Source organism: Gimesia sp., from assembly GCF_048260065.1.
Taxonomy (GTDB): Bacteria; Planctomycetota; Planctomycetia; order Planctomycetales; family Planctomycetaceae; genus Gimesia.
The window spans coordinates 546,162-565,701 of the sequence record NZ_JBLXHC010000002.1; the positions used below are offsets into that span (position 1 = coordinate 546,162).

Annotated in this window: 17 protein-coding genes; 10 read left to right on the forward strand and 7 right to left on the reverse strand. The window is 51.6% G+C overall.

Translation table 11 applies throughout. The annotated features are described in order from the left end of the window. Positions 1 to 4 precede the first annotated feature (4 nt). Positions 5 to 589: a glutathione peroxidase gene (locus ACN0YN_RS05195; protein ID WP_417383928.1), complete on the reverse strand. Its 585-nt coding sequence runs from the start codon at positions 587 to 589 to the stop codon at positions 5 to 7. A gap of 240 nt (positions 590 to 829) precedes the next feature. Continuing rightward, a complete protein-coding gene (locus tag ACN0YN_RS05200) occupies positions 830 to 1,285 on the reverse strand; it encodes a hypothetical protein (RefSeq protein ID WP_417383929.1) in 456 nt (151 codons plus the stop codon). Between the two features lie 424 nt (positions 1,286 to 1,709). Between ACN0YN_RS05200 and ACN0YN_RS05205 the strand changes: the two genes are divergently transcribed. Together ACN0YN_RS05205 and ACN0YN_RS05210 are read left to right on the forward strand one after the other, a co-directional pair. Continuing rightward, positions 1,710 to 2,054 (forward strand): FHA domain-containing protein, encoded by a 345-nt coding sequence (locus ACN0YN_RS05205; RefSeq protein WP_417383930.1) that lies wholly within the window; start codon positions 1,710 to 1,712, stop codon positions 2,052 to 2,054. A 146-nt stretch (positions 2,055 to 2,200) separates the two neighbouring features. After that, on the forward strand, positions 2,201 to 2,707 hold the full coding sequence (locus tag ACN0YN_RS05210; RefSeq protein WP_417383931.1) for an NUDIX hydrolase: 507 nt from the start codon (positions 2,201 to 2,203) through the stop codon (positions 2,705 to 2,707). Positions 2,708 to 2,728: 21 nt separating this feature from the next. On the opposite strand, the gene ACN0YN_RS05215 is transcribed toward ACN0YN_RS05210, so the two are convergent. Both ACN0YN_RS05215 and ACN0YN_RS05220 read right to left on the reverse strand, forming a co-directional pair. After that, on the reverse strand, positions 2,729 to 4,162 hold the full coding sequence (locus tag ACN0YN_RS05215) for a hypothetical protein (RefSeq protein ID WP_417383932.1): 1,434 nt from the start codon (positions 4,160 to 4,162) through the stop codon (positions 2,729 to 2,731). Beyond that, positions 4,159 to 5,040: a hypothetical protein gene (locus tag ACN0YN_RS05220; protein ID WP_417383933.1), complete on the reverse strand. Its 882-nt coding sequence runs from the start codon at positions 5,038 to 5,040 to the stop codon at positions 4,159 to 4,161. Before ACN0YN_RS05220 ends, ACN0YN_RS05215 begins: the two co-directional genes overlap by 4 nt. 334 nt (positions 5,041 to 5,374) lie before the next feature. On the opposite strand from ACN0YN_RS05220, the gene ACN0YN_RS05225 reads away from it, so the two are divergent. The 6 genes from ACN0YN_RS05225 (at position 5,375) to ACN0YN_RS05250 (ending at position 13,292) form a co-directional block, all read left to right on the forward strand. Then, positions 5,375 to 7,213 carry an ArnT family glycosyltransferase gene (locus ACN0YN_RS05225; protein ID WP_417383934.1) on the forward strand — a complete coding sequence of 613 codons (1,839 nt, stop codon included), beginning with the start codon at positions 5,375 to 5,377 and terminating at the stop codon, positions 7,211 to 7,213. A gap of 137 nt (positions 7,214 to 7,350) precedes the next feature. Beyond that, the gene (locus tag ACN0YN_RS05230; protein WP_417383935.1) at positions 7,351 to 10,545 is read left to right on the forward strand and encodes a DUF1553 domain-containing protein; all 3,195 of its coding nucleotides are present in this window, start codon (positions 7,351 to 7,353) and stop codon (positions 10,543 to 10,545) included. Between the two features lie 3 nt (positions 10,546 to 10,548). Next, positions 10,549 to 11,985 (forward strand): DUF1501 domain-containing protein, encoded by a 1,437-nt coding sequence (locus ACN0YN_RS05235; protein WP_417383936.1) that lies wholly within the window; start codon positions 10,549 to 10,551, stop codon positions 11,983 to 11,985. 225 nt (positions 11,986 to 12,210) lie between these two features. Then, positions 12,211 to 12,585: a hypothetical protein gene (locus ACN0YN_RS05240; protein WP_417383937.1), complete on the forward strand. Its 375-nt coding sequence runs from the start codon at positions 12,211 to 12,213 to the stop codon at positions 12,583 to 12,585. 27 nt (positions 12,586 to 12,612) lie between these two features. Further along, on the forward strand, positions 12,613 to 12,861 hold the full coding sequence (locus ACN0YN_RS05245; protein WP_417383938.1) for a hypothetical protein: 249 nt from the start codon (positions 12,613 to 12,615) through the stop codon (positions 12,859 to 12,861). 98 nt (positions 12,862 to 12,959) lie between these two features. Beyond that, entirely contained in the window at positions 12,960 to 13,292 is a 333-nt protein-coding gene (locus tag ACN0YN_RS05250; RefSeq protein ID WP_417383939.1) for a gamma-butyrobetaine hydroxylase-like domain-containing protein, read from the forward strand. Between the two features lie 2 nt (positions 13,293 to 13,294). Here ACN0YN_RS05250 and ACN0YN_RS05255 read toward each other — a convergent pair whose 3' ends face one another. Further along, a complete protein-coding gene (locus ACN0YN_RS05255; protein ID WP_417383940.1) occupies positions 13,295 to 14,689 on the reverse strand; it encodes an ankyrin repeat domain-containing protein in 1,395 nt (464 codons plus the stop codon). Positions 14,690 to 15,513: 824 nt separating this feature from the next. Here ACN0YN_RS05255 and ACN0YN_RS05260 point away from each other — a divergent pair. Next, positions 15,514 to 15,873 carry a hypothetical protein gene (locus tag ACN0YN_RS05260; RefSeq protein WP_417383941.1) on the forward strand — a complete coding sequence of 120 codons (360 nt, stop codon included), beginning with the start codon at positions 15,514 to 15,516 and terminating at the stop codon, positions 15,871 to 15,873. Positions 15,874 to 15,916: 43 nt separating this feature from the next. Here ACN0YN_RS05260 and ACN0YN_RS05265 read toward each other — a convergent pair whose 3' ends face one another. Then, positions 15,917 to 16,513, reverse strand: coding sequence for a hypothetical protein (locus ACN0YN_RS05265; protein ID WP_417383942.1), 597 nt, complete (start codon positions 16,511 to 16,513; stop codon positions 15,917 to 15,919). A 335-nt stretch (positions 16,514 to 16,848) separates the two neighbouring features. Here ACN0YN_RS05265 and ACN0YN_RS05270 point away from each other — a divergent pair, with 335 nt between their 5' ends. Further along, on the forward strand, positions 16,849 to 17,487 hold the full coding sequence (locus tag ACN0YN_RS05270) for a hypothetical protein (protein ID WP_417383943.1): 639 nt from the start codon (positions 16,849 to 16,851) through the stop codon (positions 17,485 to 17,487). A 49-nt stretch (positions 17,488 to 17,536) separates the two neighbouring features. Here ACN0YN_RS05270 and ACN0YN_RS05275 read toward each other — a convergent pair whose 3' ends face one another. Continuing rightward, positions 17,537 to 19,366: a tetratricopeptide repeat protein gene (locus ACN0YN_RS05275; protein WP_417383944.1), complete on the reverse strand. Its 1,830-nt coding sequence runs from the start codon at positions 19,364 to 19,366 to the stop codon at positions 17,537 to 17,539. Between the last annotated feature and the right edge of the window lie 174 nt (positions 19,367 to 19,540).

Below are 19,540 nucleotides of genomic sequence, written 5' to 3' on the forward strand. Positions count from 1 at the left end.
TCGATTATTTCTTTTTCAGTTCGGTTTCAATCGCTGTTGTCACTTCGTCTGACTGTGGATTGACACGAGTCCGGAAACGGGCTGCGATTTCACCGTCGCGGCTGATCAGGAACTTTTCAAAATTCCATTTCACAGGACCAGCGGTTTTGGGATTTGTCTTTTTCGAGGTCAGGTACTGATAGAGTGCATCGGCATTTTCGCCATTCACATCAATCTTGCTGAACATATCAAAGGTGACGCCGTAGTTCTTGCTGCAGAATTCAGAAATCTGAACGGCGGTACCTGGCTCCTGAGCACCAAACTGATTGCAGGGAAAGCCGAGAACGACCAGACCCTGATCTTTGTATTTTTCATGGAGGGCCTGCAGATCTTTGTACTGTGGAGTCGCCCCACACTTACTGGCAGTATTGACGATCAGCAATACTTTGTCTTTGTATTTACTCAGATCGACCTCTTTCCCTTCCAGTGTCTTGACGGTGTGATTCAACACGGGGGGAACTGATTTTTTATCTGATTGCCCTGCCAGGCTCAGGGAACAGGTCAAAGCCAGCATACCGGCCAGCATCGTCAGCGATTTGAGGTTTCTCATCGATCTCTCCAAGGTTTAAGGATCCGGGCAAAATGCTCGGCCCGAAATAAGTAAAACGAATTGTACTTTACGATCGCATCTTGCGAGAACGGCTCGATCCATCGACTATACGCAGTATTATAGTCAGATCTCAAATAAAAATAATACTATTAGTTCGCAAGAGAATCAATTGTCTGGAAGCGATTTAGGAGGGAGGTTTAAGTGTTGTGCGGGACAGGAGAGGCAGGCAGGCTGGTGGGATCAGGAGAGGCGTCTGGCCAGGTTTGCTTTGTAATAGAGTGTGCGAAACAGATCCGAGATCGGGAAACCATCCATGGTGGAACCCACCTCGATTTCCTGCTCGTTGATCCAGCGGTTTCGCAAATCGTTTTCCAGCAACTTTCGGGCAGCTGAGTTCAGTTCCTGAAAGTCAAATAATTCAACGATATAATGTTCAGATGAATCATCCAGCGTCGATTTTTCACTGAAAGCCAGGTGAGCCAGTGGTTCCTGTGAAAGGATAAAGTCTTCAAACGGAACCAGTTCGAATGTCTTCTCCAGCTCGGAAATCAGGCAATGCTGAAACGTTTCGTAAGGTCGTTTCTTATCACCCGGCAACATGAATTCCTGACGCTCATAATTCCAGTGGGCCAACCAGTGTGTCTTCTGATCGACGGAATTCTGAAGCAGGATAAATGAACCTACAAAGTTCCCCATCGGTGAAAATGACCTTTCTCGATCATGAGTAAATGTCTTGCAGATAAGTGATTTCAGATACAATTGGCCCGTTCAAATTTTACCATTGACGTTGTTCAAATTGGCTCTGAATTCCTTGAAAACAGGTACATCAGGTCAGAAATCGGTTTGAAATCACAGATTCCACGCTATTAGCGGAATCTTCGATTTACCGTATTCTGAGGGAAATTCAGATTTTACTATCTTTTTACTGTTTCCCATTGCATACGAAGAATCTTGTTTGTAGAATTACGCATAAGTACTCACGGATGTAAAATGTTTGCTTGTTAGTACCTTTTAACCCCCATTTGACCCTACCCCCTATTTGACCCGCCCCAACGGCAGAAGTGGATGAATCGTCACAATGGTTCTGATTCTGCCCAAAACCTTAAAGGCTCGCCCCGTTATGAAAGTTCATCTTATCAGCGATCATCCTGATTTGCCGGACATTGAGATTGGTACCGAAGACTTACCGGTCGTACTGGGTAGAAGCAACAGCTGTGAATTACGGATCCTCGATCCGATGCTCAGTCGACAGCAATGCGAATTAACGTTCCTCAATAACGCCGTCCGAGTCCGCGATCTCGAATCTACCAATGGGACCATTGTGAATTCTGCTGTCGTCCATGAAGCGCCCCTTTACCCGGGTGACATCCTGACCATCGGCATGGCCAATTACGTCGTCAGCTATTATGACGGCGAAGGGCAGGAAAGTTTCGAAGAAAGCTATTTCTCCGAGAACTCGATTTAGTTCTGCTGTTTTGCTCTGGCTCGACCGATAGATTATACTCAAATCTGTTGTTGCCTGCGCGCCCGTACTGAATCGTGGGATTCACTAAGATGACTACCTGTTACAGGTGTTGTCGAATCGCACTCTCTTCCAGAAATCAGATTCTTATGCAATCCGAGGAACTGTTTGATGTCGTCGATGAGCAGGATCGCGTTCTGGAACAGCTCCCCCGCTCGGTCGTTCATGCCCGCAAACTGCTGCACCGGGCGGCGAATGTCTTCGTGTTCAATTCCCAGGGAAAATTACTGCTCCAGTTTCGCTCTGCCACCAAAGACGAGTATCCGCACTGCTATACCTCATCTGCCTCCGGGCATCTGAGTGCCGGGGAAGACTATCTCGAATCGGCGCAGCGGGAAATGCAGGAAGAGATCGGCATCGATACACCACTCGAAAGGCTGGAGAAATTCCCGGGCACCCCGGATAACGCCTTTGAGCATACCGTGCTGTTTCGAACTGTTTCTGACGGCCCGTTTACCTTTGATCCTGTGGAAATTGAACGGGGAGAGTTTTTTGAACTCACCCGCATCGATCAGATGCTGACAGAAGACGAAAGTCAGTTCACTCCTCCATTTCGACAGCTCTATCGCTGGTATCGTGAGAACTGTTCCGACTGAGACGACTCAGATCACTTCCAGTTACTCGGAATCGTCCAGCCATTGACCGGCGATAAACAGCATTGCCCCTCCCGAAATCTGCAGCAGAAATCGCAGGCTGGAGCCGCCAATATGTTCCTGAACCGGTGTCGGTGCAATCATGCCGGCGATGATCAAAGCTGTAAGCGCGCCAGCCAGATTGAGCAGCAGAAACAGCTGTTGAGGTCGAAAAGCTCTGGCGGGAAACGCAAACAGGGAAATCAATAATGCCCACCATTGCAGTCCCCATCGCCACGCTTCCAGGAACATGCATTCCAGCAGATGGGTGACCGCCCACTGCAGAGCCGCCACCCCCTCGGTCAGATTCGTGATCTGCATTCTGCTGAAATACGTCATCTCCGTGGTGGCAGGCAGATGTTTCCGATACAGCAGCCAGGGAGTAATCAACAGCAGTGTAGTCAGACCGAATTTGACTGCAGTCAACGCCATCGATAACAGTCTGTCACGGAAATAAAACAGGCTGATCATTGTGAACGCAATCAGATCGATCAGGAAAAACGCAATGCCCTCGTCTTTGGTAAAGACCGTCATCCCGGCCGACATTCCCGCGACCAGAGGCAGTGTTTTAAGTACTGCAGGATCAGGTTCTGTTCTTTTTAATTCAGAAAGAAAACTCCAGAGATAGAGCAGTGTCATCGTATGAAAACAGGAGACAGGGCCATCCCCCTGGCCTGATAAAAAACCGTATTCCCAGGGGACCATCGAAGGGACGGTCGCCAGCATCAGGGTAAACATCCAGGTCCGCGCCGGTTGTCGAGTAGTACGCTGCAGGACTCCTTGAAAACAGAGCACCATGCCCAGGTACAACAGTGGGAACATGATCTTCGACCAGCGGTCATTGACTTCCCCCAGCAGCAGATAAAAGTGGGTTTCATTCAATGGAATCAGTAACGGGTATTTCGGGTGGTACTGCACAAAATCAGGATGCAGCAAAGCCTCGTTCTGCAATGTTCCTTCCTGAAACAGCACGATCGATTTGAGGCCGAAAATGGCACGTTCATCCCAGAACCGCTGAGGAGTCATCAATGACTGGATCACAGTCGTCAGACCCAGGAACAGCACAATTGCCAGACAGAGTGTTTTGAAATCCTTGTCAGCGGCAGAAGTTTCAGTTTCTTCGGCAGTCTTCCGGGAGGCACGGAAGCGGACAAGCAGCGTTCCCGTCCCCAGAATCAGCCCCAGAACCATCCAGAAACTGGCCAGGATCGAGGAGTAGCGGAATCCGATCCAGCCCCACAGGAAATAAAAGAACGCAGTAGTGCCGAAGCCGAACACCAGTCCGAGCCCCAGCAGTTCCGTTAGAGAAGTTTGTGTTTGAGTAGACCGGAAGATCGGGGCGAGCAGGACCTGAGCTACGGTCAGCCCCACGCCCCAGATTCCTGCTACAGACAGCAGTACCAGCATCAGATCAGTCAAGGTTTCGCCCCCTGTTTCTGGGGGGCAGCCTCGGGAGTCGCTGTCGGTTTCTGGTATTTTCTCAAACGGACATTATAGGTTGGCTCATAATCGGGGCCATACAGGCTTTGCATGAACTCGAGCCATCGCGGGTCTTCCCGCAGGCGATCTTTCTCCAGATAGTCTTCCCCTTCAAAATATTCCAGAATGTAATCTGGAGCGATCTGTTCCAGATACTCCGCTTCGAGATCGGGCAGTCGATATGCTTTCAGCTGGCGCTGCTGAAATTCTTTCGGGATGACAAACTCACTTTCCGGGTGGAGCGGATGAAACAGTTTTCGAGGCAGCAGGTAATAAGACAGGAAAAACAGTTTCTGGTCACTCAGTACCAGGATGCGGGCATCGTTTTCAGTTGCCTCTTCCACAAAGCGGATCACATCCCGATTGGAATCACTGATGTTCGGCATGATGTTACTGCCGGAATCAAAATGGTACCACGGCCAGTCTTCAATTCGACGGTTGACCCCTTTTGTAAAATGGACCAGCCCCAGAACGAACCAGCTGATCAGCAGAAATCGAAACAGGCAGGTTCGGCCCGGCTGCTGTAGCGAGGTTAACTGTTTCAAAATTTGCCAGCTGTGAGTGGCAAGCTGCACGACTCGCTGGTAAAAGACGAAGCCAGCGATTGTCACGAGTGCCAGCAGGGGCAGCAGGATGCGTAATAGCACAGTCACCGCCTGCCCCTGTTCATGGGCGGCAAACTGGGAATATTGATCCGGGTTGGCCCGTTCAATCATCCAGATCTGAAAGTATTCTACCGGCATCATCCAGACATAAGCCGTGCCCGGAATCGATATCAAGAGCAGTAGAACCAGGATCAAACGCACCAGACGGGACATTGAGCAGTCTCAAGAGCAGAACTTTACCGGTATTGGCAGGGACGTTGAAATGCAAATCCCGAGTCTATGGCTCAGTTCAACAAATGTCAAGAATCGGAATCATGAGTAATAGACGTCGGTATAAGGCAGGTTCACGATTCGGCCGGATTTCAGTAAGGGACCGAAAAAATTGAGAAGACGAACGGCTGCAGAACTGCTACACTGCTTTGTTGAATATCTTTATCAAATAGTAGGAGTCGATTTGAGCTGAGACAATCTGATACACGGTGGTTTCTTTAACTATTTCTGCTGTGAGATGTTATTTGTGCGCACGCAAATCAACAAAGATAAAAGGTTGAAAACGAAAGGCTGGTATTTCCTGGTCTGGGGGACTCCCTTGCTGTTCGCGGCTGTAATTCTTGCTCAGACGAGGTCTTTTCGAGCTTCCAAAAGCCCGACTTACGATGAAACCTATTTCTTAGGCACCGCTTTAGCAACGGTTCAGCAGGGATTCCTGGATGAACACATCAGTGGTGCTGGAGTGGCTCCCATACCGATCCTGCTCAATTATGTGCCCGTTGCCTGGCGGGGAGGTGGCGAAACACGCAGCGATCTCTGGCAGGGACAAATCACCGATCCTCCGTTGATCAACCAGGCTCGATTCTTGAACGCACGCCTGGTTGGAATTCCGACCATGCTGCTGGTCTACTGCTGGCTCTCTCTGCGTCGAGGTTATGCTGCAGGAGCTTTCGGGGCAGCCCTGGTGACTTTTTCACCCACGATGATTGCTCACTTCTCATTAGCGACGACGGATGCCTGTTTTGCATTAACAGCGTTAATCGCGTTGGGATTCTTAACCCGTTACTGGAAAGATCCCACAAACCGATATCTCTGCTGGCTGTCACTGGGCGTTTCGCTGGCGATTTCCTCCAAGTATTCAGGCATATTCCTGCTCCCCTGTACGCTGGCTGTGATGACATTGACTGGTTTATCAGGTCAGACTGAACTAACCAGGAGAATAATCTGGCCTCTCTTGAAGCAGGTTGTCTGGAAGTTCAGCCTGTTCCTGATCCTGCTGATACCCTTCACCTGGGCTTTGCATTTATTCAGTTTTACCGGGCCGTTGAAAACGGTTTCCTATGAGGAAACTCCCGACGATTCTGCCTGGGTACGTGTGCTGGGGCGAGGTCCTGTTGCACAGCAGATTATGGAAGTTTCGCATGAAACATTGAAACGTCCAGCTCCTTTTGCCGGCGTTCTGTTTCAGTTCCTGCATAATGCGAGCGGCCATGATGCGTATCTGATGGGTGCGGTTTCTGAGCATGGCTGGTGGTATTACTTCCCTGTCGCCTGGAGCCTGAAAAGCACCCCTGTCGAATTGCTGTTCACGCTGCTGGGAATTTGTCTGGCCGGACTTCTGCTGTTTGATTTCTGGAAATCAATCCAATCTCAACCAGCTGCGCTGCTACCTGCAGAGCAGAATCGGATCAGCCCGGAGTGGAAACAGGAGCCGACCAGTCATGCACCGCTGGTCTGGTTGCTGGCAGGTAGCATGTTTCTGGGTATGGCGTTGACGAGCCACCTGAATCTGGGACAACGTTATACGCTCTTTCTGTATCCTCTGTTAATTCTGTTTACGATCGATCAGGTCTGGCGCTGTTTTGAGTTTCGTACCTGGGTGCTCTACGTTTTCGGAGGTCTCTGCAGCTGCATTCAGATCCTCTCGATTACTTCTATACAACCGAATTACCTGTCCTACTTCAATGACAGTATTGGCGGACCCGCTGCCGGACGCTTCTATCTGCTCGATTCCAATCTGGACTGGGGCCAGGATCTGCCTGCTTTGAAGGAGATCCTGAATCAGCTTCCTCCTGAGGATCGCGAGCGGTCACTGCTCTATTATTTCGGAACCGCCAATCCTCATGCTTATGGGATTTCTGCTCTCGACAGCAGACAAAAAATGCCTGAAGATCTGGATCAATGGAAATACCTGGCTTTGTCAACGAATTATCTACAGGGGCTTTACACCGGAAAAAAAGACCCCTTTGCCGGTTTTCGATCCTTGAAACCGAAGGGACAGGCGGGCTATTCGATCTACCTCTTTGATCTTTCCACTCCTCAAGCCCGCAAAGCATTGCAGCATGCGGATAATGTCCTGCGGGAAATGTCGAACCAAAAGCAGATGATTGAGTAAGCCGACTCGGGTATCAGAGCTCTTCCCCCTCTCTCAGGTGTGGCGAGGGCTGAGATTGCGTGATACAATATTCGTTTCAAGCGGCGAGGTGGAGTGTGGGCATCTTTTTCAGAAGTATCGACACGGAGACTGCTGTGATGAAACTGCGAGTGAAGATCCAGATTTTCTGGACTGGCTTACTGCTGATGTTTTCAGCAGGCTCACTGTCGGCCCGGGAAATTGATTTCAACAGGGATGTAAGGCCCATTCTCTCCGATCTCTGTTTTCAGTGTCACGGCCCCGATTCTGCTCAGCGGAAAGCCGACCTGAGGCTCGATCAGCAGCACGGTTTGCTGGGAACGAAACAAGTACCAGGAGTTGTGATTCCCGGCAAAGCAGATGAAAGCGAACTGTTCTCGCGTCTGATTACGAACGACCCCGATCTGCGCATGCCCCCCGCTTCTTCGGAAAAGCAGATTACCTCAGATCAGATTGCCACCATTCAACAGTGGATCGATGAAGGGGCGCGCTGGCAGAAACACTGGGCTTTTATACCGCCAGAAAGACCAGAGATTCCTGCAGTCAAACAGAAAGACTGGGTACAAAACCCGATTGATGCATTCGTTCTGGCGAGGCTGGAACAGGAAGGGCTCTCTCCTGAACCTCCGGCTGATCGTTCGACTTTAATCCGTCGACTGAGTCTCGATTTGACCGGCTTGCCACCCACGCTGGCGGAACAGGACGTGTTTTTTCAGGATCACTCCCCGAAGGCATATCAATCCCTGGTGCAGCGTCTGTTGAGTTCTCCCCATTACGGCGAACGCATGGCGATGGAATGGCTGGACGCCGCCCGCTATGCCGATACCAGTGGATATCAGACGGATGGCGAACGGCATATGTGGCGCTGGCGTGAATGGGTGATCGATGCGTTCAACAGCAACAAACCGTTTGATGAATTCACGATTGAACAACTCGCTGGAGATTTACTTCCCGATCCGACTCTCAGCCAGAAAATTGCCACCGGTTTCAATCGCAATCATCGTTCGAATTCGGAAGGGGGAATCATCTTTGAAGAGTACCTGCTGGAGTACGCGGTCGATCGAGTGGAGACGACGGGCACGGTCTGGCTGGGGCTCACTGTTGGCTGTGCCCGCTGTCATGAACATAAATATGATCCAATCTCTCAGAAAGAGTTTTATCAGCTCATCGCGTTTTTCAATAATATTCCTGAGCGCGGGCGTGCTATCAAATATGGGAATGCAGTCCCGTTTGTCAAAGCACCGACTCAGGCACAGCAACAGAAGCTGGCAGACCTGGACCAGGAAATTCAACAGCTGGAACAGACGTTAAAAGCAGCTGAGCCAAAGCTGAAACAGCTGCAGAAATCATGGGAGCAGCAACAGCCGGCAGCCGATCTCAAGTTATCTTTACTGGAGAAACATCTGGCATATCGCGTCAGCTTTGATGGGGAGATCGGTCTGCAGGTCATTGGTAAACAGGCGCAGGACTTTTATGCTGAGAAGACAAACGCTTCCAGCGATCTGACCAGCGAACCCCAGACAGCCGCTTCAGAACCCCCGCAGTTCAAACCGGGTATCGCGGGACAGGCGCTGTCTTTCAATGGGCACCAGCAGTTTGGAACAGTCCAGAAGCCAGTCTTAAGTGACAAAGATCCCTTCTCACTGGTGTTCTGGGTGAAACCGGACCAGCTTTCAGGAACGCTGCTGGCCTCGCTGACTCCTGCTCAGGATGACAGCGGTTTTCTGGTGGCGCTGGATCAGGGACAGCTGAAAATCAATATGGGGCCGCGCTGGCTGGATGATGCGATTCGACTGCAGTCGACCAGAAAGCTGAATCGGAACAACTGGTCGCAGATCGTGATTACGTATGCCGGCAATTCTCAGGCTGAGGACTTTCAGCTGTATGTCAACGGGGTTCCCTGGGAACTCGATGTGCAATTGAATATCCTCACGGGAGGATTTTCTTTCCCCTCTCCCCTGCACTTTGGTGCAGAACACGATCATGACTATTTCCAGGGACTGCTGGATGATCTGAAAATCTATCGTGCGCGTCTTTCACAGGACTGGGTGACGCTGAGTCTTGTGCTGGAACCCGTGGACCAGCTGCTGCAGATTCCCGCGGCCGATCGTTCTGCCGCTGAACGTCTGAAGATACAGACTTACTTCCTGGCTTATCAGGCACCCGCTGAGTATCGCACCGCTTTTCTGAATCTGCAGACACGTAAAGAAGAACGCGATGCGTATGATCGCAGTCTTCCCACCAGCATGGTCATGCAGGATCGAAAGCAGACTCAACCAACGTTTGTTTTGATGCGGGGGGAATATGACAAGCCGGGCGAACAGGTTTCCGCCAACATCCCCGCCAGTCTGGGAACCTTACCTGACGGTCATTCTCGCAATCGTCTGGAACTGGCCCGCTGGCTTGTCGATCCCCGGAATCCGTTAACCGCCCGGGTCATTGTCAACCGCTACTGGCAGATGTATTTTGGGAACGGCCTGGTGAAAACAACCGAAGATTTCGGTTCACAAGGTTCCTGGCCTTCGCATCCGGAACTGCTCGACTGGCTGGCGACGGAATTCATTAGGTCCGGCTGGGATGTTAAAGCTCTGCAACAGCTGATTGTGACTTCCGCCACCTATCAGCAGTCATCGCATGTGACAGCAGAAAAACAACAGACAGATCCGGAAAACCAGCTGTTGTCGCGTGCTTCCCGACTCCGTCTGCCGGCAGAACTGATTCGAGATCAGGCCTTATTCACATCCGGTCTGCTCAATGCGGAAATCGGAGGGCCTTCCGTCAAACCTTATCAGCCTGCAGGGGTCTGGAAAGAAATCGCCAGTCAGCAATATCAGCCCGATACCGGCAAAGATCTCTACCGCCGCAGCATGTATACATTCTGGAAACGCACCGTTCCTCCACCGGCGATGGCTACTTTTGATGCCCCCTCGCGTGAAACCTGTATCGTCAAGCGTCCGCGAACCAATACTCCATTACAGGCACTCGCTCTGCTGAATGATGTGACCTATGTCGAAGCCGCCCGCAAGCTGGCCGAACGCATGCTCGATCTACGGGATCAGTCTGCTGCGGCGCGAATCCAGTATGCCATGCGAATAGTGCTGGCCCGCGAAGCCAGTGAGCGTGAATTACCAGTTTTGCTGAACGCCCTGCAGCGTAGTCAAAAACGTTTTCAAAATGATCCCAGGGCGGCTCAGCAGCTTCTGTCTGTTGGTGAGTCTCGCCAGAAAAAAGAACATGATGCAGCAGAACTCGCTGCCTGTACCGTCGTCGCCAGTCTGATTCTCAACCTGGATGAATCGATTAACCGGGAATAGCTCATGCAGAACTTCACAAAAGAACTTTCATTGGCTCTCAATCGGCGTGCTTTTCTTCGCAGAAATACAGCCGGTATTGGATTGGCGGCGCTCACATCCTTACTGCAGGAATCGCAAGCCTCAGAAAAATCGGCTGCCCCGACGAGCGGCCTGCATTTCCCGGCTAAAGCCAAACGGGTCATTTATCTCAGTCAGTCAGGTGCGCCTTCACAGCTGGATCTGTTTGATTATAAACCGGGACTCAGGAAGTTTCATAAAACCGAACTCCCCGATTCCATCCGCCGCGGTCAGCGACTGACCGGCATGACCTCTGGCCAGAAGAGTTTTCCCATCGCCGCCTCGATGTATCAGTTCGCCCGGCACGGGGAGAGCGGAACGTGGATGAGTGAGCTCCTGCCTCATACTGCGAAAATTGCTGATGAACTCTGCATCGTAAAATCCCTGTATACCGAGGCCATCAATCACGATCCCGCGATTACCTTTCTGCAGACCGGCAGCATCCAGGCAGGACGCCCCAGTATGGGGTCATGGATCTCATATGGACTCGGTAGTGAAAACAGAGATCTTCCCACATTTGTAGCCCTCACTTCGGGAGCCGGCGGTCAACCGCTCTACGATCGTCTGTGGGGGAGCGGCTTTCTTCCAACGCGGCATCAGGGGGTCAAGTTCCGCCGCTCCAGTGATCCGGTCCTCTTCCTTTCCAATCCGCCCGGCATCGATCAGCAGGCACGTCGGGAAATGCTCGATGATCTGGGGGAACTTAATCGAATTTCATTACAGCAGAAAGGCGATCCAGAGATTGCCACCCGTATCTCTCAGTATGAACTTGCCTTTCGCATGCAGTCATCAGTTCCCGAACTGACCGATCTGTCGGAGGAAACTCCTGCGACATTTGAGCTGTATGGCGAACAGGCGAAGCAGCCGGGCACCTATGCTGCCAACTGTCTGTTGGCACGGCGTCTGGCAGAACGGGGCGTCCGCTTCATTCAGTTGTATCATCGGGGTTGGGACCATCATCTCAACCTGCCCACAAAAATCAGGCAACTCACCGGAGAGACCGATCAGGCGACAGCCGCTCTGATTCTCGATCTGAAACAGCGCGGCATGCTGGATGATACACTCGTCGTCTGGGCTGGCGAGTTTGGTCGCACCGTCTATTGCCAGGGGACTCTGACGGCCACTAATTACGGACGTGATCATCATCCCCGTTGCTTCACTGTCTGGGCGGCCGGAGGCGGAATGAAACCAGGGCTGACATTTGGTCAAACCGATGACTTCAGCTATAACATCACCGAAAACCCCCTTCCCGTACATGATCTGAATGCCACAATCCTGCACTGTCTGGGGATCGACCATAAAAAGCTGACCTATAAATTCCAGGGACGTGACTACCGTTTGACTGACGTGCATGGAAACGTTGTGCAGCAGCTGTTGAGTTAAGTTTCTTTAAGAGAATATCTCATGTTGATTTGGCATCTGTGGGGCTATCGCTCCAAACTCTGCTTTACAGAATTGTCACAGCTGAGGTAATATTCCGGGAGGGCGACCGTTTTCTGGAAACTCCGGGGAACTTTTAAGGAACTCATTTCGTCCTGCATAAGGAACGCCGCCATCCTGCTGAATTGCAGGCGGTTTCAGGGAAATCAGAAACAGGGAGTATCTCAAATGAAACACTGGTCTCTTACACTGATTGTGATTATGTCGCTCGTGTACTTGTCTGAGAGTACCTTGCAAAGTGCCGTGGAAGCGGAGAAACCACTTGCCGATACCAGCTCCGATGTCAAAGAGATGCTGAAACGGATTGAGCAGCTCGAGCAGCGCGTCAAAGAACTGGAGCAAAAGCCAGCGCTCGTACCTGTCCCTGGAACAACGCTGACCTCTCCACCTCGCCTGCTTCTGACTCCGCCTGGTGCCGCGACAATGATCCCGGCGTTGCCGCAGCAACCCGCGCATCCTCAAAACTGGAAACGCCAGCAGATCAATGGAATCGATTTTTATATCGTTCCCCTGAGTCAGTCTGAGCGAACCGCGGTCCGCTGATATCGAAGTTTGTTGAGATACGTCAGAATGATATCACGTTACCCGTTTCTGATTTCAGTTATCTTGCTGATCATTCTGGCTGGTCTGATCATCGGGCCCGGTACTTACGCCTGGGTTTATTTTCAGTTTGATCAGGTTCGCGTACCGGCAGATCTCGCGAATCAGATCGCGTGGGCACACCAGATGAGTACGGTTTCCCTGTGGTTGCTCTCTTTGGGCTTTATCAGCCTGGCGCTGCTGGTCATTGCTGACAAATGTTTGCGAAAAGAGCACTGACATTTGTCAGCAGGCTTGAGCAATGAAGCGTTGCTCATTACAGTCAAGCGACTGTCTGTAGAAGAAATGCGAATTGCTACCCTGAAGAAACCGCAATCATGGCTCCGACTCCGATTGAACTGAAAAAACTGGAAGGCGAGAACGCCCTGCTCATTGGCTGGGATGATGGTCAGCGTCGCCGCTATACTTATGCAGAACTCCGTAAAGCCTGTCCCTGCGTCACCTGTCGGAATGAAAAAAAGCAGGCGGCCGCCGACCCGGTCAAACTCCCGATCCTCACCCCTCTCGAAGCCCGTCCCGTCCTGGTCGACAAGATGAGCCTCGCCGGCAATTACGCCTACCGCATCACCTTCAGCGACGGTCACAATACCGGCCTGTTCACCTTCGAACACCTCCGCGAACTGGGTGAAGTCATCGATTCGAACGAATGAACTTAGTTCAGCTTCCGCCAGACCAATGTTGACAAATCCAGCTCATAATCACTTTGATTGTCTACCAGGTCCAGTTCTTCCTCATTCTTCCTGATGCTCAATTTTCCCGCTTCAACTCGAATCACATTTTTCGTCGGCTCATAACGGGCGCGATGGTTCGATATCCACCCCGGCATCTCTCCTGATGTCTTGACTGCTTCTATTTTCCACGAGTTCGTATTCAACCGGTAAACAGGAGTAAATCCCGGCTTTCGCTGTTCCGGATATCCCAGGCAGCCGATCAGATAAATCAAGTCGTCTGCCAGTGTCGCGGTATGAAAATCAGTTGGCGGAAAAACATCTTTTGGATAACCCAGAATCTGAAAGCTGCCTTTGCCATCGTAGATAATGACATCGTTATAGATATAAAAATCCGGGTCATAATAATCTTCATGTTCGCCGCCAACCTGTACGTAGCGGCCCTCTTTAACTGGTGTCAGCGATGAACCGAAACGCTCAGCACACCACACAGCGCCCGGCTTTGTAAAAGCGGTATCATCCTGGAAATGTTCGCGTGCCTGGTAAGCGTTGCAGCCAATCTGCACCATATCAGACCAGAATGGATTGTCCATCCGCTCTGGATTCGTTGTTCCATACCGTGGAGTTTTATACTTGAGATACTCAGCAGGAGTGGCGTGAAAGACCGCTTCGTCATTCAGTTTCAGCAGCAGGCGTTTCATTTCGGGGTCCGCAAGGCTCAGATCGTCGCCGGCCTTCAGAAACAGCTCTAATACCTCGACACTGTGTACACCCGCAATCGCAGGCTCCACCGTCGGGTTCTGTCCCATTTCCGCCATCAGGGCTTTCGTCTCTTCGAAAGACTCGCGCCACTCTTCCTCCGTCAGCACTCCCTTAAATTCTTCCGGCATTTTAATCTTGCCGAAATCAAATGTATCTTCGCTGTAGTCAATTTTTTTCAATGGATATTTGGGATGATAACCCCGGTCAACCCCCCGCGCCAGCAGCTCCCGCACGCCCGCGACAAAATCCTCTGTCACTGCATAGTCAAGGGCCGTCGCATTATGCTCGTCCGTCAATTCAGGATCCGCCCCGCTTGCCAGCAGTAACTGCATCTTCTCAGGATCTTTCAGTTCCATCGCAATCATTAATGCGTTAATTTCACCTTCACCCGCGGCATTAACGTCAATCCCCGATTTTAATAGCTGCTGCAGATCAGCCAGCGTCCCCTCCTTCACTACCTGGTGAAATCGACTGGTTTCCGGACTCACTGATTGATTTGATTCCTGTACCACAGGTGGCCCCTCATTGCTTTTTTCACATCCCGCCAGACTGAATACCAGGCAGGATACCAGCCAGACAAGTTCCGTTTGTCGCAGAATAGACTGTAAACACATCATAAACCAGATCACCGCTTCAAAACAGGCACTAAGGAAAACAGGAGAAGGATCGTTTCCTGCTGGTTTTCAATCATACCAGAATACTTCAGTTGAGATCGAAATAGAAAATCAATTTCCTGAAAAACCACTACTCAAAGTACCTCTTGACGCCGGCAGGACATCGGAGAAACTGCATCGCTAAGCGTCGCGCGCATAGCACGTTTTTTCGCATACGGCAGATCCGTGCTCCTGTCGAAATCAGCATTATAAAAGTCCCTCGTTTCAAGCAGATTTGCCAGCAGCAGCCAACGCCACTAAGCGGAAAACGGTCTTTTCTGTCCCCGTTTTGTCCCGCTTTGCACCACTTTTGCGACGAAACCCCCGCAGTCCTGCACCTGACCCGGGTCATCCTCGCGCACATCGTCTTGACTCCTCTCTGCCCTCCTCCATAATCCACTTCAATCAGAACGTGAATGAAAAATTGGTCTCCGTTACCAGGTTTTAAACAAACACAGGCCGAACTGATCTTAGTGGATCTCACTCATTTCGGTGGAGATGAATCTCCCGAACGCATGCTCTTTGAGCAGTATCAGCCGTGCCCGTTTTGTGACGATCATATACCCGGCAGTTTTTCGTGCCCTTTCGCATTTTTCGTGGTAGCTGATATTCTGTTGTATCGCACGTCGCAGTACTTGTGTTAAAAAATTGTGAGCCTGTATCACCCGGTATTGAGAAGTAGATCGTTTTGTTGTGTAATAGATACGGTATAAAAAAACGTCGCGGAGTTTTGCCGCACAGGTCAAGCGGGAAGTAATCTTCCCTACGTTGGCGAAAGTGAGATCGCCTTGCTATACGAAATTCGGGAAGAAGAGGGCTGGTTCAAACTGTTTCTCAATAAGAAAAACGGGTTGAAATTCAAAAAGGCGTTTTCCGAACGGCGCTCTGCCGAATGGTTTGTGAAACGATATCTGACACACTGCTGTCTGGTCTGTCTGGAGCAGAACCGCATTTACAAAACCGTTGGTTCAGGCGGCTTGCACGGTGGCGGATCCATGCATGGCCGAGGCTGGAACGGAGTTCCCCACTCTGGCAGACCACCAGCCGGGACCATCGTCGCCTGTCCTGAATGCCGGGCAAAACATCAGGTGTCCTACAATCAGAAGATCTCAATCAGGCCGATGGTGCTGGAACTGATTCCGGAATGATCACGGTCCTTTTTGTCGCCGTCTCTCCAGGTGCCGAGTCGAACTACCGGACTGCTGCAGTAACTGCGGCAGTCGGAACGGGAGGGACATAAAGTCGGATCGAAATGGGAATCAGTCTGCCGTCGATGGTTTCCAGATCTGCCAGTTCAATGCTGTCTGTCGTCTGAACAATATTGGCCGGGGATCTAAGTTTCACCCGCCCGTATGAAATCGGACCTGTTTCGGTAAGGGCTAGATTGTTTGTACCCAAGGTTGTCCCGCCCGTTTTGTCATTTTTCGAAGTCGTTGTAAAAATGAGGCCGTGCCCCGTTTCGCTCCCTTCCAGTTTTAACTTATCCGTAGCTTCCAGACTGACAAGCAATTGATAATCATCACGGCGACTTGCTGTAGAAGGAATTTCAATACCAAAAGTGGAATATTTCTTCTCGCCAACATAGAGCGATACCGCATTGGTTTGACTGTTCAATATCTCGAACTCAATTTTGTTCTCAGAAGCCGTAAGCAACTGGACGACCTGCGTTGTGTCCACGCGGGAATCCTCACTGTAAGAACTGCAGCCGCTGAAACAGAGCAGCAGTAACAGCAGTCTGCCAACAGCAGACAAACGTGGCTCAATCTTCCACATTGCATCTTCCCACATAGAATAAACCCGTTTTAAAAAATAGCACACATCTGTAACCGGCGACCGCGTGCGCCGGTTCTTCATGAAACAGGAGCAGGCGGCTGAACCACTACGATAATCTGCCTCACTATGCGAAGCAAACGATTTCTCTCGAATCAGTACAGTTTCCTCTGCCGGGGAGACGCGTTCACCCCGACTGATTTTCGTGCTCGTTCGTGATTTTCGTGGTAGCAAATAAATTCTCTATTTTTGTTGTGCTATGAAATCAGTGCTTGTAATCCGATTTGCAGATGTGTATTTTTGATGCAGGTGTAAATTTCGTGCATGGGCCTGTAATAGACACGGAGAAGCACATGGCAGCGACAGGCTGGCTTTATTATTGTACGTATACTCATGATGTGGATTTCAGCCTGCAGCAACTGCGTCAAATGGTATTTGACCGCCGCGAGTTCACGCTGCCCGGCGATCTGCTGGAAGGAACTGACGCTGCCACGCTGCAGAAGTCGGCACCGCCGACCAGCGATCTGCAGAAACTGCTCAAAATCAGCCAGGAACTGGATCAGGCACTCAAAGGCATGGGCTTTGATACGACCGAGTCCGAGAAGCAGACCCGCGACGTCGGCAGAATGATCGAACAGATCGACCAGAAAGGTTTCGTCTTCGCCGCTCGGGAAGTGCTCGATACCGACGGCTCCCCTGCCCCCGAATCGATTGAAGCGGCTCTCGAACTCTCCGCGGAGGCGGGCACACATTCCATCCTCGACATCCACTGCATCTCCCCCACCCCGCAACCAGGCGCCGCGACCCCGCTCAGCGAGGACCAGCTGCAAACCCTGTTCGGCACCCTTCAACCCACCCGGGCCATGATCGAGTCCGCCGACCAGACCGGCCTGCTGCATGATCACTGCGAACACTGGCACGCCGTTTATCTGACCATCTACGAAGCCGGCCAGCCGGTGGAATATGTGTTTGTGGGAAAATCAGGAGATTAAAGAGCGGCATTCCGCCGAGTTCTATTTTCCTGCATCTCCCGACGGTCCCTCATCGGGAACCGTTTAACTGTGCGTTGATAAAATCGAGGCCCTGTTTTGCCTGCTTGAGTTTCGGGTCGATGCGAAGTGCTGCTTCAAAATGGTTTTTCGCCTGACCGAAATTCTGCTGATACAGATAAATCACACCCAGATTATTGTGTGCGGAAGCATGTCGTGGATTGATCGACAGGGCCCGCTGAAAAGCAGCAATCGCTTCCGGCTGCCGTCCCTCTTTCAACTGCAGGAGTCCCAGGTTATACCAGGCGCTGTCGAAATTCGGATCCTGGGCCAGCGTGGTTTCATACATCTCGCGGGCTTTGTCCAGACGCCCTCGGCTTTCCCAGATTCTGCCCAGCGTAAAATAAGCGGGGGCATTGCGCGGGTTGAGTTCAATCGAACGCGTCAGTTTCTCGACGGCTTCATCAGGCTGACCCAGCTCGCGCAGCAGCCTTCCCCAGTTCATAAAGACCGTGTGATTTTGAGGCATCAACCGGGCACTCTCTTCAAACTGCTTTAATGCGGCCTGCATCTCTTTCCGCTCCCATAATGCCACGGCCAGCATCTGGTGCATCCTGCCATTCTCTTCCGTCACCGCCAGTCCATGTGAGTAGAGCGCCACATTATCGCCCCAGAGTGCCGTCTGCTGAAATGCAGTGAGTGTCAGCAGCAGGATCGAGAGCGCCGTGATCAACGGCAGCACCAGCTTCCGCAGCGTACTTTCCCGCACCAGGTCATCCACCAGCCAGACGACGAGCAGAAAAATCCCGGTCAGAGGCAGATAGGTATACCGATCGGCCATGCGCTGCATACCGATCTGGACCAGACCGATGACCGGAACCAGCGTTCCCAGAAACCAGAACCAGCCCGTGAAGACATACGGTCTGCGCCGACGCCACACGAACGCCATCACGCTCACCAGCAGCAGGAACCCGGAGGCCAGAATGCCCGCGAGCGGAGAGATCGTGCGGTGCGGATAGAACAGGGTCAGCCCCGTCGGCCAGAACGTCTTCCCCACGTATTCCGTGTAAGCGGTGACCGCGTTCAGCATGCGATAAGGGAGCGAAAACTGCCCCGCGAACTCCATCGGGTTTGTCTGTGAATACAGGGCCAGCCCGCAGAATAGAATCGTCAGTATCAGGAACGGGATTTTCTCGATGATCAGCCGACGCCAGGGAACAGACCCGGCTGGTCCCTCGTCTGCAGCTGCAGCAAGAGGGTTCGCCAGGGCCGAGGTGCGATATAAGGGCCAGTAATCCAGCAGCAGTAACAGGAACGGGAGCGTGACCAGGGTCTGCTTGGAGAGCAGACTGCATAGAAACAAAGCGACGGACGCCAGATAATATTTCTTCTGCGCGCCAGTCGCATACAGCACGTAGGCCCAGATCGCTGCATGCCCGAAGCAGAGGTTCAAGACATCTTTGCGTTCGGTCACCCAGGCGACCGATTCCACATGCAGAGGATGCACGGCAAACAGCGCGGCCACGATCGCAGATTTGGTGGTCGCACCCGTCAGTTGCACGAGAGCCGCATACAACAAGAGGACACTGGCACAATGCAGCAGGACGTTCGTCAGATGAAATCCGCCTCCTCCCATTCCGAAAATCTGGGCATCGACCATCAAAGAGAGAAACGTCAGCGGCATCCAGTTGGAGAGCGCATCGACGGTGTTGAAACTGAACGCCCAGCGCACGTTCGTGGAATTGACGCCTGAATTGACGTATGCATTATTGACAATCCAGGACGGATCATCAATCGTCACGAACCCGAACGAAAAAGTTTGCGCGTACACGATGAGAGTCAATACGCACAGAATCAGGCTGTTTCGCAGATGTGGTCTCATCTGGATTTACGTCCGTCCGTCAGTTTCACGATTTCTCTCCGGTCGTTCGCTGATCAGGTCGGTCGGCGATCGTAGACGTCTTCACGACCCTGCCCGGGTAACGTGACAGGCCAGTTGAGAAAGGGTTGAAGATGGTAATCCGTAATAGTATATCTGTTCACGACAAAGATAATA

What these genes read in the sequence shown, in the direction of transcription:
- ACN0YN_RS05195 (WP_417383928.1), bottom strand. Translation starts at nt 589, where the DNA reads ATGAGAAACCTCAAATCGCTGACGATGCTGGCCGGTATGCTGGCTTTG.
- ACN0YN_RS05200 (WP_417383929.1), bottom strand. Translation starts at nt 1,285, where the DNA reads ATGGGGAACTTTGTAGGTTCATTTATCCTGCTTCAGAATTCCGTCGAT.
- ACN0YN_RS05205 (WP_417383930.1), top strand. Translation starts at nt 1,710, where the DNA reads ATGAAAGTTCATCTTATCAGCGATCATCCTGATTTGCCGGACATTGAG.
- ACN0YN_RS05210 (WP_417383931.1), top strand. Translation starts at nt 2,201, where the DNA reads ATGCAATCCGAGGAACTGTTTGATGTCGTCGATGAGCAGGATCGCGTT.
- ACN0YN_RS05220 (WP_417383933.1), bottom strand. Translation starts at nt 5,040, where the DNA reads ATGTCCCGTCTGGTGCGTTTGATCCTGGTTCTACTGCTCTTGATATCG.
- ACN0YN_RS05230 (WP_417383935.1), top strand. Translation starts at nt 7,351, where the DNA reads ATGAAACTGCGAGTGAAGATCCAGATTTTCTGGACTGGCTTACTGCTG.
- ACN0YN_RS05235 (WP_417383936.1), top strand. Translation starts at nt 10,549, where the DNA reads ATGCAGAACTTCACAAAAGAACTTTCATTGGCTCTCAATCGGCGTGCT.
- ACN0YN_RS05240 (WP_417383937.1), top strand. Translation starts at nt 12,211, where the DNA reads ATGAAACACTGGTCTCTTACACTGATTGTGATTATGTCGCTCGTGTAC.
- ACN0YN_RS05245 (WP_417383938.1), top strand. Translation starts at nt 12,613, where the DNA reads ATGATATCACGTTACCCGTTTCTGATTTCAGTTATCTTGCTGATCATT.
- ACN0YN_RS05250 (WP_417383939.1), top strand. Translation starts at nt 12,960, where the DNA reads ATGGCTCCGACTCCGATTGAACTGAAAAAACTGGAAGGCGAGAACGCC.
- ACN0YN_RS05255 (WP_417383940.1), bottom strand. Translation starts at nt 14,689, where the DNA reads ATGATGTGTTTACAGTCTATTCTGCGACAAACGGAACTTGTCTGGCTG.
- ACN0YN_RS05265 (WP_417383942.1), bottom strand. Translation starts at nt 16,513, where the DNA reads ATGTGGGAAGATGCAATGTGGAAGATTGAGCCACGTTTGTCTGCTGTT.
- ACN0YN_RS05270 (WP_417383943.1), top strand. Translation starts at nt 16,849, where the DNA reads ATGGCAGCGACAGGCTGGCTTTATTATTGTACGTATACTCATGATGTG.
- ACN0YN_RS05275 (WP_417383944.1), bottom strand. Translation starts at nt 19,366, where the DNA reads ATGAGACCACATCTGCGAAACAGCCTGATTCTGTGCGTATTGACTCTC.